Raw genomic sequence first — 14,611 nt, 5'->3', positions numbered from 1 at the left:
ACGTACCGAGGGACCTGCGCTCGTCTATATCGGACGCTGGAGGCGCTCGTTCTGGTTCTGTGCTCAAAATTTCATAATGTATCGAACGGAACGGGGTGGCGGTCCGTTCTGCCTCGACGCCTAATGGACGTTGGCGGGCGGGCGTCCGGCTATCCCCCCGGGATTCCAGTACTTTGGCCAGGATCACGGATCGCAGTTCGGCCGGTCTCACCGGCTTCGAAAGCCTTAGCACTTCATACCTACGAAAGCCGGCAGCTGTCGCCTTCGTTCGACTTCGGGCTCGCCCGTCCGTTGAGTTGCATCCTTGAGAACTTCTTGCCCTGGAGGTCGGTTGACTCGCAATGCGAAAAGGAACAAATAGAGAACGCATCAACAGGAAGCATTAACGCATAGCCCAGGGAGTTGTTCCTTCCAAAATGCCCCGTCCGGTCGACAATGCGGTCGTCTCCAAACTTCGCGAGCGCATTCAGCGCCTCGAAGGCACAAGCGGCCGCGGGCGACAGGTCCTGCCATTTGGCGTTACCGAAATCGACAGGCGCTTGCCCGGAGGAGGGCTCGCATTGGGCGCGCTTCATGAGGTCGCCGGCGGCGGCAACGGTGCCATCGACGGTGCCGCTGCCGCACTCTTTTGCGCGGGCATCGCTGCACGCTCGAAGGGCAAGGTGCTCTGGTGCGTGACGCGGCCGGATCTCTTTGCGCCGGCACTGGCTCAAGCGGGCCTGTCACCGGGCCGCGTCATCTATGTGGAAGCCGGAGACGAAAAGGCGCTTCTCGCCTGCATGGAGGAAGGTTTGCGTCACGGCGGGCTTGGCGTCGTCGTTGGCGAACTGGCGCGCCTTCCGATGACGGCCTCGCGCCGACTGCAGCTTGCGGCTAAACGCTCGGGCACGATCGGGATCGCGATCCGCCGTTGGCGAAGGCAGGCCGAGGCGTCGGATTTCGGGCAGCCGACCGCGTCGACGACACGCTGGCGGGTTTCCGTCCTGCCCTCTGCGCCGTTACCCGTTCCCGGTGTCGGCCGCGCACGCTGGCTCGTCGAGCTCATCCGTTGTCGCGCCGGTGAAAGCGCAGATTTCGAAGTGGAGGCCCCCGATGCCAAGGGTCGTATCGCTCTTCCTTCCGACCTGGTCCACGGATCGCCTGAGGAGGAAGCTCGCCGACACCGCGCCGCCGGCTGACGCTCCCCTTGTCCTCATTGGCCGCCGCGAGCGCCGACGGGTGGTCATGGCGGCAAACGCTGCGGCGCTTGCCGCGGGACTGAGGATCGGCATGCCGGCGACGAAGGCGCAGGCGCTCGTGACCGATCTCGTCGTTATGGATTCAGATCCCGTTGCCGATGCCGAAGCGCTCGAGCGCCTGGCGCTCTGGGCGCTGCAGCGCTACGCGCCGATCGTTGCCGCTGATCCACCCGACGGACTGGTGATCGATACGACCGGCGCCGATCACCTGCACGGCGGCGAGGAACTGATGCTGTCTGGCATGGTCAATCGCTTCCATGGCTCAGGCATCGCCGCGCGGGCTGCGATTGCCGACACCTGGGGTGCTGCTCATGCTGGTGCCCGCTTCCTGGCTCAGCCGACGATTGCCATTGCGCCTGGCGCGCAAGGAGAGCTCATTGCAAACCTGCCGATCGCGGCACTCAGGCTCGATCCGTCGATTGTCCATGGTCTTCGCGTTCTCGGCTTCAACACGATCGGCGACCTCGCCCGTCAGCCGCGCGCACCGCTTGCGTTGCGGTTCGGACCGGAACTTGGACGGCGCCTCGATCAGGCAATCGGCCGCATCGCTGAACCGATCGACCCGATACGCACGCCCGAGCTTATTGAAGTTCGCCGCTCGTTTGGCGAGCCGATCGCTGCCGCCGAAACGATCGCGCGCTACACGGCCAAGCTCGTGGCTAAGCTCTGTCGGCTGCTCGAGGAGAAAGGCCTTGGCGCGCGCCGTGTCGATCTTCTGTTTCACCGCGTCGACAACTCCTATCAGGCGATCCGGGCTGGAACCGCGACCCCGGTCCGCGACATCAAGCGCTTGACGCGGCTCTTAACCGATCGCATCGAAACCATCGATCCGGGGTTCGGGATCGAGATCATGTCGCTGACAGCAAGCCACGCCGAGCCGCTCACCGCCACCCAGGTGATTTCGTCGCTGGTGGAGGAACCGGAAGCCGATGTCTCCGGTCTGATCGACATTCTCGGCAACCGGATCGGCCAGCGCCGGCTCTTCCGCTTCGCGCCGGTCGCAAGCGATGTGCCTGAGCGTTCGATTGCCCGCATTGCCCCATTGACACCCGATGGAGGCGAGACCTGGCCCGGTCACTGGCCGCGGCCGACGCGCCTTCTTCTCCACCCGGAGCCGATCGAAACCATGGCGCTCCTACCCGACCATCCACCGGTCAGCTTCACCTGGCGCGGCGTCCGGCGGCGCGTGCGGCGCGCCGATGGGCCGGAGCGGGTCTTTGGCGAATGGTGGAAGCGCGATGCCGAGCTCGTGGCAGTCCGAGACTATTTCCAGGTCGAGGATGACGCCGGCGCGCGCTACTGGATCTTCCGGTCCGGCGACGGCGAACATGGCGAGACCGGCAGCCACCGCTGGTTCCTGCACGGGATATTCGGATGACGACGCCGCGCTATGCCGAACTGCAGGTGACCTCGCACTTCTCATTTCTGCGCGGAGCCTCCTCCTGCGAGGAACTGTTTCATCGCGCCGCAGAAATCGGCATCGAAGCACTGGCGATCGTCGACCGCAACAGTTTGGCCGGCATCGTCAGGGCACATCAGGCTGCAAAAGATACCGGCGTGCGGCTGATCGTCGGCTGCAGGCTGGATCTCGATGACGATCTCTCGGTGCTGGTCTATCCGACGGATCGGCCGGCCTATGCTCGCCTTTGCCGATTGCTGTCGCTCGGAAAGAGGCGCGCCGGCAAGGCGAAATGCCGGCTCGGCTGGACCGATCTCATTGCCCATGGTGAGGGCCTGATCGCCGTTCTCATTCCGGGTGAGGCCGATGACAGGTTGGCGCATCAGCTTCGACGTCTACGGGAAGCCTTTGGCGACCGCAGCTATCTGGCGATGACGCTGAGGCGCCGGCCGAATGATCAGTTGCGGCTCCATCCGCTCGCAAACATGGCGGCTGCCCTGGGGGTCACGACAGTCGTCACCAACGATGTTCTGTTTCATGTGCCGGAGCGACGTATTCTCCAGGACGTTGTCACCTGCATCCGTTACAACATCACCATCGACGAAGCCGGGTTTAGGCGCGAGCGCCACGCCGATCGCCATCTGAAGCCGCCGGAGGAAATGGTGCGGCTTTTTTCGCGCTACCCGGAAGCACTCGGCCGCACGATCGAGATCATGGAGCGATGCCGCTTCTCGCTGGATGAGCTTGCCTATCAGTACCCGGAGGAACGCTCCAATCCGGAACTGACGGCACAGCAGACACTGGAGCAACTGACCTGGGAGGGCGCTGCCTGGCGCTATCCCGAGGGGTTGCCAGACAAGGTCAGGCGGAACCTCCAACACGAACTGAGGCTGATCGAGAAGCTTCAATACGCGCCCTACTTCCTGACTGTGAATGCGATCGTTCGCTTCGCGCGCTCGAGGGACATTCTCTGCCAGGGCAGGGGGTCGGCCGCCAATTCGTCGGTCTGCTATGTGCTCGGCATCACCTCGATCGACCCGGACACGAACGATCTCCTTTTCGAACGGTTCGTCTCTGAGGAGCGGCGCGAACCGCCCGACATCGATGTCGACTTCGAACACGAGCGCCGCGAGATCGTCATGCAATGGGTGTTCGACACCTATGGCCGCGATCACGCAGCACTTTGTTCGACCGTCATCCGCTACCGTTCGAAAGGTGCCATTCGCGACGTCGGCAAGGCGCTTGGCCTGCCGGAGGACATGACGAAGATGCTCTCATCCCAGATCTGGGGATGGGGCGAGGATGTCGACGAGAAACATGCCGAGGAACTGAACCTCAACCTTGGTGATAGGCGGCTGCGCCTGACGCTGGAGCTTGCCCGCCAATTGATGGGCGCGCCGCGCCACCTGTCGCAGCATCCGGGCGGTTTCGTCCTGACGAATGATCGTCTCGACGAACTCGTGCCGATCGAGCCTGCAGCAATGGCCGACCGTCAGGTCATCGAATGGGATAAGGACGACATCGACATCCTGAAGTTCATGAAGGTCGATTGCCTGGCGCTCGGCATGCTCTCCTGCATGAAGCGCGGCTTCAATCTGCTTTCCGAGCATAAGGGGATCAATATCGACCTCGCCAGCATTCCAGCGGAAGATCCGCGCACCTATGCGATGATCCGGCGGGCCGACACGCTCGGTACCTTCCAGATCGAAAGCCGCGCGCAAATGTCGATGCTGCCCAGGATCAAGCCGCGCACCTTCTACGACCTCGTGATCGAAGTGGCGATCGTGCGTCCCGGCCCGATCCAGGGCGACATGGTCCATCCGTATCTGCGCCGCCGTGAGGGAAAGGAGGCGGTGGTCTATCCGAAGCCAGAACTGGAGCAGGTGCTCGGCAAGACCCTCGGCGTGCCACTCTTCCAGGAACAGGCGATGCGGGTCGCGATCGAATGTGCCGGCTTCACGCCGGGCGAGGCCGATCAGCTTCGGCGTGCCATGGCGACCTTCAAGCATACCGGCGGCGTTTCGAAGTTCGGCAAGAAGCTGATCGCCGGCATGGTCGCGAACGGCTACGAGCCGGAATTTGCCGAAAAGACCTTCCGGCAGCTGGAAGGCTTCGGCAGCTATGGCTTTCCCGAAAGCCACGCTGCTTCCTTTGCGTTGATCGCCTATGCCTCGTCCTGGCTGAAGTGCTGGCATCCGGATGTCTTTTGCGCGGCCCTTCTCAACGCTCAGCCGATGGGTTTTTACGCCCCGGCCCAGATCGTCCGCGACGCGCGCGAGCACGGAGTCGAGGTCCGGCCGGTCTGCGTCAATACCAGTCGCTGGGACTGCACGCTCGAGCCGACCGATGACGAGCGCCGGTTTGCCGTTCGCCTCGGTCTTCGTATGGTCAAAGGACTTGCGAATGCTGACGCGGCCGGGATCATTGCGGTGCGTGCGGAGCGCGCCTTCGCGACCGTCAACGATCTCTGGCGCCGGGCCGGCGTCCCAGCCGCCTCGCTGGTCGAACTTGCCGAAGCCGATGCCTTCAGGGCTTCGCTGCGTCTTGCGCGGCGCGAAGCGCTTTGGGAGATCAAGGCGCTGCGCGACGAACCTCTACCTCTGTTTGCGGCCGCGTCGGAGCGCGAGAACCGGACGATGGCCGAGCTCGACGAGCCGTCGGTGGCGCTGAGGCCCATGACATCGGGCGGTGAGGTCGTCGAGGACTACGGACATGTTGGATTGACGCTGCGCAGCCATCCGCTCTCGTTCCTGCGTGCGGATCTGACGAAGCGCCGCATCGTCACCTGCCGGGATGCGATGCAGGCGCGCGATGGCAGATGGCTGGAGGCGGTCGGCCTCGTGCTCGTTCGTCAGCGACCAGGTTCCGCCAAGGGCGTCATGTTCGTCACCATCGAGGACGAAACCGGCATCGCCAATCTCGTCGTCTGGGCAAAGACCGTCGAGAAGTACCGCCGCGTCGTCTTGGGTGCCGGCATGCTCGGCATCTATGGCCGGATCCAGCGGGAAGGCGAGGTGGTCCACCTGGTTGCCCATCGGCTGACCGATCTGTCAGGCGAGCTTGCCAGCGTCAGTGACCGCGATGACAGTTTCCCGCTGCCACACGGGCGCGGCGACGAGTTCCACCATGGCGCGCAGGCACCCGATCCGCGCGGGCTGCCGAAAAGGCCGCGGCCACGTGACATCGTTGATCCCTATTTGCATCTCGATGCGATCAAGGTGAAAACGCGGGATTTCAGGTGAGGGGAAGGTGGATCCCTTTCGAGGCGTTTGCTATCGCTTCAAGAGCGGCATTTGTTAGCCCGCTTTCGGCCCAGGTATGACTTCCTTCGACGCCACTACTTTGTGCCACAACGCGCGCGCCCGACAAGCCATGCGCGGTTCTGATGCCGGAGACGAGCCAAGAATTCAGCGTCGCTCATGAGACAGCCTCACACAACATCGGCCTGGATCGTCGATGTCTCGATGCGGGTGTCACGCACGATTATTGACTCTGTTCTCCGCCCATTGGAAAAAGGCCCACAGTTGGAGAGGAAAACAACTCATGGCAGACGAGAACAATACGAATGACAATACAGACGCTCTGGAAGCGACTCCGCCGGCAGAGATAGAGCCGCCGAAGAAGCGGCGGGGGCCGCGGCCGAAGAATATAGTCTCGGCAGCAACGGCTGAAACACCGGAGGCAGTTGCCGCACAGCCCGTGAGGGGACGCAGGAAGCGTGCAGACAAGCCGGCAGATGCGATGGTCTCGGCAAAGACGCAGACCGGTTCGAAGGGCAAGGCAAAGAATGTCGCCAAGGGCACCCGAAAAACCCGTGTGGCAAAACAGACGATAGAGACGCCCGCTTCAGCTCCGATCCTCGACGACATCGCGGATCTTCTTCAGCTCGAAGAAGAGAATGCGCGGCTTCGCAAGGCTCTGGCTGAAAAGCTGCGGGCAGAGAACGCTGATCTGCGCAAGCGGCTTGGTCTTGCTTGATCATTCAGTGAAGGGCTGATCGGCTTGCGCGATCGGCCCTCGTCATCGCATTCTTGCTCGACTTGCCTATAGGCTGCTGCAACGGATGCAGGTGCGGGCTCGGGGTGACGGCGCACTATGAAATCACCGTGGAAATATTTGGTGCAACTGGCGTCTCTCGGGCGAACGGTCAAGGAGCCAGACAGCTCGCGAGAAAGCGAGACCGCGAAGCCGAACGCGCCCCCAGCTCATATATCAGCACTGTCCGTTCGGACCAGCGACGTTGCAGAGCCAATAGTTGCAGCCTCGAACGATGCGGTTAGCAACCTCGATACCGCAGCCACGCCTACCGCTATTGCCGAGGTTGCCGGCGGTGAAAGCGCGGCCGTTGCGACGGTCGATCGGTCAACTACCGACGATCACGCGGTGCTTCCGGAACGAGCATATCCAGCCCAACCTTTGCCGGTGAAAAGGCGTAGGCGCGGCGCAAAATCGAAAGTCAAGAATGTTGCGGTGACCGATGCTGTCGAATATGGAGGCGGACGCTCCAGTGTTGCGCAGCCGCCGATGACCTTCTTCGACGAGCTTGCTGGACTGGATGCCGAAATCAGGCAATTGAGACGCCAACTGGCGGAAAAGTTGCTTTTGCAGAACGCGCAGCTCAAGCAAATGCTAGAGCGGTATGACGCATCGTGAGCAGTTTCGCGCTCTTGACTATTGGATATCTATGAGACCACAGCAGCGAAAGTTCATCGTCGAAGTTAAGTCGGCACGCCGGCGTTCGACGATCAGGCCAACATCCATCTGGGGCGATACGGATCTTAAGGAACTCGTGCGCAAGGCTGAGGCCGAGGCTCCACATCTGTTCGACCCGGCTGAGGGACCGAACGAGCTTTCTCCGACGCAAAGTGTAGAGATACGCGCGAACGAAAGCACCAGCACGAGCGACACCACACAAATCGCGGATCTCGTGGCCCTTACAGAAGTTTCCGCCGGGGTCGAGGAAGCTGCCATTTCGCCGCTGGAAACGGACAGCCCGAAGATAGCGCCGCCGACACCGCCGAAGCGCCGTCGCAGCAAGCGCAACATCATTCGAGATGGTCGCGCGGCGACAATTGCTGCTACCGAAGCCGGAGCCTTTGCCAACGACCTTGTCGCTCTCGAGGAAGAGAACCGGCGGCTGAAGGGACTGCTGGCACATCGGCTTCAGCAAGAGAACATCCAGCTTCGAAAGATGCTTGAGCGGTTTGAAGTAAAATAGACGGGTCGACTGCGCGTTTTCCGCGCGGGAACCGCACCGGATCCGGATCGCGGCCAGTCGATATCCGGTCCGCGCATGGCGTTGCAGGCTGCCAGTCATCGCGCAGAAGCGTCTTCTTGAAACACAAGAGGAGTCCGCCTAGCTTATTGCGCGTGTGCACGACGCTTGGGATCTCCATTCCAGCTATCCGACGAAATTCTTCGCGTGCTTATGTGGGCGCACCGCCTAGTCTTGGTACAGATCGCTTTTGTGCGAAGAATGGCGGCGCTGCTGAGGCGCGGCGGGCAACAACGGTGGGCAGCGCCTGTAGTGCTACCAGCGGGGCATTCTGCGTTCAGTCGCCGCCAACCGACAAATCCCCATCGCCACTTCCAGTGACCTTTCGAATGCCAGTACTGGCAGAAACTCATAACGCGAATGAAAATTGTAGGCGCCGGTAAAGAGGTTCGGCATCGGAATACCGCGGGCCGAAAGCACCGCGCCATCGGTGCCACCGCGCATCGGGATCAGTTTCTTTTCGATCCCGAGAATGGGTATAAAACCGCGAAGCTTTATTTATTCAAACCACTAAAAGGGACCATAGGAGTGATTGTTGGGTGCCGAACGCGCTCGATGGTCGCGCTCTCGCTCGGCTGTCATTAGCGACCGCAGTTATCGCATCAATGGGAAGTGCCGGTCCGCTTTCCCTTAAGAAACGAGCCTCTGTCAGTGCAGAGGCTCAATTGCCGACACTCTGGTTGATCTCCATGCAGGGGGCAGGTTGATGAGCCGAAACTGGCATACCCGGCGATGGTGCACAAAGGATAAGGGTGGCAACATAGTCCCTTCGGATTAATGGCTGAGCATTTGGAATCCTTGAAGAAAAAGCCCTGCCAAATGAGGCAGGGCGAGAGCCGCGCCCAGATGGCTCGCTGGACGCTGGGAAGTCTGCAAAGACTATTGGAAGAAGCTACCGAAGGGACGGGTAAAGGGGGAAGGCTGTTTTCGCGATTCCGGTACGGTTGAACAAAAAAATATCAGGCACACTCACGGCGGTCACTTCAAGCATGCGTCCCGTCTCGACGAATTCGTAATGTTGATCCAGGCTTATCCGGCCCGAAATCGCCGTTTTGCCCGCAAGTTCAAGCGGAAGCACTCTGCGGACTACAAACGTAACGATCCGCGCCTTTTGGATCCCGATGAGGTGCCGCTTCAACATTCCTTTAGAAGGGGAAGCGTGCTCAAATGGGTGTCCACCGTTGCCACGACCTCTTTGCTCAGCACCAAGTTGCTTTTTTCCTTGTGCCAGACATCACGGAACGACGCGACCGTCTGCTTCGCCGTATCCAGCACCAGCTTTTCGGGAAGTCTGGCTTTAGCTGCCAGATAAGAAAACTCTTCGAGCGTCAGTTCAGCCATTACGTTGGTGCGGGCATATTTCAGGGCGGCCGTCGTGCTTGGTAGATAAGGAATTGTAGAAAGCAGGTCGTAGGCCGGAGCGATCTTCGGCGTTTTCCGGTCATAATAGATCAATGACCAGTTCTTCAGGTGCATGTCATCGTTGCCGATGAGTGTTGAAAAAACTAGCCGCCGGATAAACTCCGCGATGTCGTCCTGACTGGTCTCAATACCGAGCACGTTCGCTATATTGCGATAACTGGCATCATCGTATTTCTGGTGTGGATAGCGCCCGAACACTTGCGCGAAATCTTCGACGTGGATCGCCCCGGCTTCGCTGCGGTCGAACCTCTCAATCGCGAATGCCTTCTCGCCACGCAGGCGACCCAAACCGTGAGGAAGGCCCTCGATCGCGTCGAGATCGACAAGGGTGATGTTTGGGACATCAATTCCGATCGTCCGCGCGATTGTCATGAACGAGAATTCGTTTTCCGGCACCCCTTCGAACCGGTCGGCTGGAAGCTTCACGATCCACGAACCCCCAATACCTTTCGCGGGTATGGCCAGACCGCCATTCTTGCCCTTGTTGCGAAGGGCCGAAAACTTGAGCTGCACTCCGGCCAGAGAGAACCTCAGAGCTTGCTGTTGACCTACGGCTTTTTCCCGCGCTGAATTTTCCGCTTCATCCGGCAGGGCATCGCCGTCGACCGGCACGGCGGTGATGGCGCCAGGCAAATCCTGACCTAGCGCCCAAAGCAGATAGGCCTCGCGCATCGGTTTCACGCCCGCCTGACGGGCTAGGTAGTCCCGTAGCGTTCCCTCGGGCAGAAGATTGGAAAAGAACGGGAGCAGATTGGGGCCGGTTGCCGGAAAATTGGTGCGCAGTCCGCCGACCGCATTCTTGAACGAAAGGCTGAGCGTGTCTCGATCCGTCGCTTCGATATAGTCCGTTTCGAATGAGAAAATCGAACGATCACCTGGGAGTAGGCTGAGCGTCCCAATCCTTTTGCCATGCAAAAGGATGCTGAGTGCCGTCGTTTCACTCATCGTCATGATCCAAAGAGTACGCGGGAAGATCCAGTGGGTCCCTCTGGGCTGCGCGTTGGGCCAAGTCGCTATGGAGGCTTTTGAGATCGCCGGCGGAACGGGCGAGCTTCTCGACTTGAGGGGCTGTCGGGTCTTTTGCCAAGGCCGCGTCCCAAGTGATATTTGATGGATCAAGGGGAGCGGTGATTTTCCTGATCTGCTCCAACGTCTGTTGCAGTCGTAAAAACGCGTCGGTTCCGAAGTGCAATGTCCTCAAGCCCTGGAGGTGCTGGTTTATGGTCTTTAAGTGGTCATGAAGTTTGTCGGGGAGCTTTGGAGCCTGTCCCAAGCGATCGAGGAGGGTAAGAGTTTTACGAATTTCGTTTAACGCCGCAGCTGTCTCGTCCTGCGGAAATGCCCGAACGATGCTGTCGACGGCCGGGAGGGCCTTCTTCGGGACGAGCTTCACCTCCAAATCGAGAGCGCGTGCGATCTGGACGAGGCTTGATAGCTTGATATCCACATCGCCCTTTTCGATTTTTGAGATGTGGCTTTGGGGGACGCCAACACGATGGCCAAGCTCAGATTGACTGAGGCCCTTTTCCGTTCTCACACGCTTTATCGCCTTTATCGTCTCTTCATCAGCTCTCATGATATGCTGCCGTATATAATTGGATCTTATTTATATGCTCGCGTATATTTATATTCAAGGTCGAATGTTTTGAATCTATATGTTTTAACATATATCGAGTCATAAATCATATGCTTACACATATGAGCCGCCCGATCCACCATCAGCGCGCCACATGCGTGTGGCTGCCCTAACACGCCGCGCAACCTTAATAATTGGTCACGCTACAGGCGCGCTCCCGGGCAAAGGAATGGTGGCTCTAAGCGGTGCACCATGATCAGTTCGTGAACCTCGGAGTCGCGGCCCAAAAAAGCGTTTGGAATTCGACCCGCGCCGCCGATGCCACGCCGGCCTCAACAAAGGCGAGCAGCGCCATGCCCTGGCGCAGGCCATCCATACGTTCCGACAGGGGCGCGTCATCGACCGCAGCCACGAGGCCCAGCAATGCCGGGCGTCGGGCTTGAACCTCGTCACCGCAGCAATGTTTATTGGAACTCGCTCTATATGGTCGACACCACGACGCACCCGGACCCGACTCCTAGCTGTGGTGGATCGAGATTATCGGCGAAATTTTCGGCTCACCCTATCTGAGGCTCTGTGACGGCCGCGCCTTCCTCGCACGGGCGGCTCCCTTTCGCCGGGCGCCTTGGGCTGCCCGAACCGCTGCAGAAGCCCAGTCGCGAAGCAGTTCGGGGTCGTCGAGAATTTCGTCTGGGACAGTGCAATAGCTTGGGACCGTTACGATTTTCCCGGCGCCGGCATACCCAAATGCCGTGGCGCCCACAGCATCAAATCGAGCACGGCTCGTTTCGTCACCCGCAGATAGAAGGATCCTTTCATGTCATGGTCTGCGCACGAATAACAATTCCGCCCTGCGACATGCGACGTCCACCACCGAGTCCAGTGCCGCGCGTGCCGCCTGTGATAAGAACGCTTTTCCCAAAAAATGTCATGAACTTCGTTCAGCAGCACTGGTAGTGGTGTGATTTGGGAAGAGTCGCCATCGCGAATACCGCGATATGGTTTTAAGCCTTTTTGTACGCCGCTGCTATGCGCCGCGCCTCAAAACCTAAATCGACCGCCGTTACTCAGCCGTGGCGTCTGCCTGCTGCTGTCCTGCAATTCTGTTAGTGAGGTATTCGACCCATCTTGGATTCCGTCAAAAGAGGATCTTTCCTCCGTGTGTCTTGGTGCGTTCGCGGACGTCTTTGCCAATGTCGGCGGTGGCTTCCTGTGCGTTCCCACGCCCATGACGATGCTCTTGTCTTGCTAGGAGATATCGATGGCTAGAGGCTCGCTTCAGATACATGCGAAAAGTCGGGAATTGCCGGCCGGCGGCGGGCCATTCCAGCTTCACAACCTGACGGTCGGCATCTTTCTTGTCGACCAGAACCATCATCGCCTTGCTGTAGGCACCGACATTACGTCATGCATACCGCTCCGTGCAGGCGAGGGATGGATTCTGCCGGCGCGGGCGAGCGGTATATGCGAGTTCGATGAGACCCTATCCTATCTCACGTTGGAGTTCCCGGACGACCTGCTGCGCGAGACAGGATGGGACCAGCCCGACTTCACGCCTCTCGTCGGGGGGCTCGATCCGCTGCTCGTCCAGATGGTGAAGAACGCTGTCGCCACGACCGAGACGTCGGACTCGCTCTATCGGCAGACCATGAGCATTTCGGCGGCAGCTCATCTGACCCACGTGTTGTCGCCGCGACATGTCCCAGCTATTTCGATCGACGACAGGCGTCTACGGAAGGCCATTGCCTACATCCATGACAACCTCATGGGAGAGTTGTCCCTCCACGCGATGGCGTCCGAAGCGGCCATGAGCCGGTATCATTTCGTTCGTGCATTCGGAAAGGCATTGGGCAAGTCGCCTCTGCAATACGTCATCGAGCAGCGCATGGAACGTGCGAAGCTACTTCTGCGCACGACGAACACGTCGGTTGCCGGCGTGGCATTCAGCGTCGGCTATGAGGATCCATCGCGGTTCGGACGCCACTTCCGACGGCACACCGGTTTGGCGCCAGGCGCTTTCCGGCGCGCGCATTAGCCTCGTACACGCTTCCGAACTCCAAAACGGCAAGATTCACTCATCGATTGCCAAGATTTGCTCCGGCGCGGCCCGGCGCGCGATGCAACTCTCTCCTGGCCAACAGCAACCTGCTTTTTGCACGGAGAGAATGAATGAGAGTTCTTGCACCTTCCTTGGGACTGGCAGCATTGATGAGTTCGGTGGCCTTTGCCGCGGACATTCAGACCCGACAGATCTCGTTCGAAAACGCCGGGGCCACGCTTGTCGGCACGCTCTATCTGCCAACCGATCACGAGCCCGGCGAAAGCCACCCCGGCGTCGTCGTCACTGGCGCCTGGACGTCTGTCAAGGAACAGATGTCTGGCCTCTACGCCCGCGAAATGGCCAGTCGGGGCTTCACGGCGCTGGCATTCGACTTCCGGGGCTGGGGAAGCTCGGGCGGACATATCCGTTTCAAGGAAGATCCGGCTGCGAAGACGTCCGACATCGTCGCTGCCGCGAGTTTCATGACCACATTGCCCGAGGTCGACGGTTCGGCAGTCTTCGGTCTCAGCATCTGCGCCTCCGCCGGCTACATGACGGCTGCTGCCACCGGCAATACGGCATTCGACGGCATCGTTCTCGTTGCCCCCTGGCTGCACAATGCGGCTATCGTTGAAGAGGTCTATGGCGGCGGCGCGGGCGTGGCCGCCCTGATTGCGACGTCGCGACAGGCCGAATTGTCGGAACAGGCCGGTCAGCCGCAGGTCATCACGGCCGCGAGCGCGACGGATCGCGACGCCCTCATGTACCAGGTCCCGTACTACACCGAGGAGAACCGAGGCCTCGTTCCGGAATACGACAACCGCTTCAATCTCGCCTCCTGGGAACCGTGGCTGATCTACGATTCGGTCGCTCTCGCAATCGGGCTCGACAAGCCGCTGCTGCTCGTCCACTCGAACGCTGCCGCGGTCCCGCAGGGCGCACGGCAGTTCCTCGAAAACGTCGAGGGCATGGCGGACGAACTCTGGCTCGATGACATCACGCAATTCGAGTTCTACGACCGGCCCGACGTGGTTGAGATCGCCGCCGATGCCGCATCCAGGCATTTTTCCGGCATCAGGGCCGGTCGCTGAAGCGGCGGCCTACTCTCGCGCCGCAGGAGAGAACAGATGAAGGCAATCGCACTTGCCGCGGCTATCGCCGCAACGACCTGTACATCGATCGCTATGGCCCAGACACCGACTCTTGAGGACCGCGCCGCGATCATTGATGTCATCACTGACATAGCGGCTGGCGCCGATCGGCATCAATGGGACCGCGTGCGCGCCGCGTTCGCCGATACGGTCACGCTGGACTACACCAGCCTGTGGGGCGGCGCGCCGTCCACGTTATCTGCCGAGGATGTCGTCGAACAGTGGTCGGGCCTTCTCCCCGGTTTCGACACCACGCAGCACCTCGTTACCAATCACGCCATATCGACCACCGCAGCCGATGCGGCTGTCGCCGAAGCGGACTTCCAAGCCGCTCACCGGCTGGGCGGGGAAATGTGGATCCTGATGGGGCGCTATCACTACGATCTGGTAAAGCGCGACGGCAGCTGGCGGATCACACGGCTGGTGATGACCTGGACCCACGAGAGCGGCGACAGGGGGCTAGTCGAGAAAGCCGTGACCCGAGCCAGCCGCCTCGAATGAACGAGGCC

Annotated in this window: 13 protein-coding genes and 2 pseudogenes; 10 read left to right on the top strand and 5 right to left on the bottom strand. The window is 60.4% G+C overall.

The genetic code is table 11. The annotated features are described in order from the left end of the window. Positions 1-239: 239 nt before the first annotated feature. On the bottom strand, positions 240-575 hold the full coding sequence (locus BHMPCIPO_RS33035) for a hypothetical protein (RefSeq protein ID WP_246304529.1): 336 nt from the start codon (positions 573-575) through the stop codon (positions 240-242). On the opposite strand from BHMPCIPO_RS33035, the gene BHMPCIPO_RS23905 reads away from it, so the two are divergent. The 6 genes from BHMPCIPO_RS23905 to BHMPCIPO_RS23880 all read left to right on the top strand — a co-directional run bounded on the left by BHMPCIPO_RS23905 (position 561) and on the right by BHMPCIPO_RS23880 (position 7,855). After that, complete coding sequence (locus BHMPCIPO_RS23905; RefSeq protein WP_246304528.1) at positions 561-1,178, top strand: ImuA family protein; 618 nt, start codon at positions 561-563, stop codon at positions 1,176-1,178. The two genes, BHMPCIPO_RS33035 and BHMPCIPO_RS23905, sit on opposite strands and share 15 nt — an antisense overlap. Then, the gene (locus BHMPCIPO_RS23900; protein WP_173519264.1) at positions 1,093-2,616 is read left to right on the top strand and encodes a Y-family DNA polymerase; all 1,524 of its coding nucleotides are present in this window, start codon (positions 1,093-1,095) and stop codon (positions 2,614-2,616) included. The genes BHMPCIPO_RS23905 and BHMPCIPO_RS23900 overlap by 86 nt, the downstream gene beginning before the upstream one ends. Next, a complete protein-coding gene (locus BHMPCIPO_RS23895; protein ID WP_173519263.1) occupies positions 2,613-5,879 on the top strand; it encodes an error-prone DNA polymerase in 3,267 nt (1,088 codons plus the stop codon). The genes BHMPCIPO_RS23900 and BHMPCIPO_RS23895 overlap by 4 nt, the downstream gene beginning before the upstream one ends. A 301-nt stretch (positions 5,880-6,180) precedes the next feature. Then, on the top strand, positions 6,181-6,615 hold the full coding sequence (locus BHMPCIPO_RS23890; RefSeq protein ID WP_173519262.1) for a SyrB-like regulator: 435 nt from the start codon (positions 6,181-6,183) through the stop codon (positions 6,613-6,615). 117 nt (positions 6,616-6,732) lie between these two features. After that, positions 6,733-7,290, top strand: coding sequence for a hypothetical protein (locus BHMPCIPO_RS23885; protein WP_173519261.1), 558 nt, complete (start codon positions 6,733-6,735; stop codon positions 7,288-7,290). Positions 7,291-7,321: 31 nt separating this feature from the next. Then, a complete protein-coding gene (locus BHMPCIPO_RS23880) occupies positions 7,322-7,855 on the top strand; it encodes a hypothetical protein (RefSeq protein ID WP_173519260.1) in 534 nt (177 codons plus the stop codon). A gap of 312 nt (positions 7,856-8,167) precedes the next feature. Here the strand turns inward: BHMPCIPO_RS23880 and BHMPCIPO_RS23875 are convergent. From BHMPCIPO_RS23875 to BHMPCIPO_RS23865, 3 genes and pseudogenes are all read right to left on the bottom strand, one after another. After that, a pseudogene (locus BHMPCIPO_RS23875) lies at positions 8,168-8,383 on the bottom strand (peptidase T); the annotation flags it as partial. A 663-nt stretch (positions 8,384-9,046) separates the two neighbouring features. Next, a complete protein-coding gene (locus BHMPCIPO_RS23870; protein WP_210266636.1) occupies positions 9,047-10,279 on the bottom strand; it encodes a type II toxin-antitoxin system HipA family toxin in 1,233 nt (410 codons plus the stop codon). Beyond that, positions 10,272-10,910, bottom strand: a complete 639-nt coding sequence (locus tag BHMPCIPO_RS23865; protein WP_173519258.1) for a helix-turn-helix domain-containing protein — start codon at positions 10,908-10,910, stop codon at positions 10,272-10,274. The genes BHMPCIPO_RS23870 and BHMPCIPO_RS23865 overlap by 8 nt, the downstream gene beginning before the upstream one ends. Before the next feature lie 310 nt (positions 10,911-11,220). Here BHMPCIPO_RS23865 and BHMPCIPO_RS23860 point away from each other — a divergent pair. Beyond that, positions 11,221-11,396, top strand: a pseudogene (locus BHMPCIPO_RS23860) (Tn3 family transposase); the annotation flags it as partial. A 76-nt stretch (positions 11,397-11,472) separates the two neighbouring features. Here the strand turns inward: BHMPCIPO_RS23860 and BHMPCIPO_RS33910 are convergent. Then, positions 11,473-11,721: a TfoX/Sxy family protein gene (locus tag BHMPCIPO_RS33910; RefSeq protein WP_376741715.1), complete on the bottom strand. Its 249-nt coding sequence runs from the start codon at positions 11,719-11,721 to the stop codon at positions 11,473-11,475. Positions 11,722-12,213: 492 nt separating this feature from the next. On the opposite strand from BHMPCIPO_RS33910, the gene BHMPCIPO_RS23850 reads away from it, so the two are divergent. The 3 genes from BHMPCIPO_RS23850 to BHMPCIPO_RS23840 all read left to right on the top strand — a co-directional run bounded on the left by BHMPCIPO_RS23850 (position 12,214) and on the right by BHMPCIPO_RS23840 (position 14,603). Next, positions 12,214-12,945: an AraC family transcriptional regulator gene (locus BHMPCIPO_RS23850; RefSeq protein ID WP_246304527.1), complete on the top strand. Its 732-nt coding sequence runs from the start codon at positions 12,214-12,216 to the stop codon at positions 12,943-12,945. A gap of 134 nt (positions 12,946-13,079) precedes the next feature. Further along, positions 13,080-14,042: an alpha/beta hydrolase gene (locus BHMPCIPO_RS23845; RefSeq protein ID WP_173519255.1), complete on the top strand. Its 963-nt coding sequence runs from the start codon at positions 13,080-13,082 to the stop codon at positions 14,040-14,042. A 36-nt stretch (positions 14,043-14,078) separates the two neighbouring features. Further along, positions 14,079-14,603 (top strand): nuclear transport factor 2 family protein, encoded by a 525-nt coding sequence (locus tag BHMPCIPO_RS23840; protein WP_173519254.1) that lies wholly within the window; start codon positions 14,079-14,081, stop codon positions 14,601-14,603. The last annotated feature ends 8 nt before the right edge of the window (positions 14,604-14,611 follow it).

This window comes from Ensifer sesbaniae (assembly GCF_013283665.1).
GTDB lineage: Bacteria > Pseudomonadota > Alphaproteobacteria > Rhizobiales > Rhizobiaceae > Ensifer > Ensifer sesbaniae.
This window is presented reverse-complemented; position numbering and strand designations above follow the sequence as displayed.

What these genes read in the sequence shown, in the direction of transcription:
- BHMPCIPO_RS23895 (WP_173519263.1), top strand. Translation starts at nt 2,613, where the DNA reads ATGACGACGCCGCGCTATGCCGAACTGCAGGTGACCTCGCACTTCTCA.
- BHMPCIPO_RS23900 (WP_173519264.1), top strand. Translation starts at nt 1,093, where the DNA reads ATGCCAAGGGTCGTATCGCTCTTCCTTCCGACCTGGTCCACGGATCGC.
- BHMPCIPO_RS23840 (WP_173519254.1), top strand. Translation starts at nt 14,079, where the DNA reads ATGAAGGCAATCGCACTTGCCGCGGCTATCGCCGCAACGACCTGTACA.
- BHMPCIPO_RS23870 (WP_210266636.1), bottom strand. Translation starts at nt 10,279, where the DNA reads ATGAGTGAAACGACGGCACTCAGCATCCTTTTGCATGGCAAAAGGATT.
- BHMPCIPO_RS23885 (WP_173519261.1), top strand. Translation starts at nt 6,733, where the DNA reads ATGAAATCACCGTGGAAATATTTGGTGCAACTGGCGTCTCTCGGGCGA.
- BHMPCIPO_RS33035 (WP_246304529.1), bottom strand. Translation starts at nt 575, where the DNA reads ATGAAGCGCGCCCAATGCGAGCCCTCCTCCGGGCAAGCGCCTGTCGAT.
- BHMPCIPO_RS23845 (WP_173519255.1), top strand. Translation starts at nt 13,080, where the DNA reads ATGAGAGTTCTTGCACCTTCCTTGGGACTGGCAGCATTGATGAGTTCG.
- BHMPCIPO_RS23865 (WP_173519258.1), bottom strand. Translation starts at nt 10,910, where the DNA reads ATGAGAGCTGATGAAGAGACGATAAAGGCGATAAAGCGTGTGAGAACG.
- BHMPCIPO_RS23880 (WP_173519260.1), top strand. Translation starts at nt 7,322, where the DNA reads ATGAGACCACAGCAGCGAAAGTTCATCGTCGAAGTTAAGTCGGCACGC.
- BHMPCIPO_RS23890 (WP_173519262.1), top strand. Translation starts at nt 6,181, where the DNA reads ATGGCAGACGAGAACAATACGAATGACAATACAGACGCTCTGGAAGCG.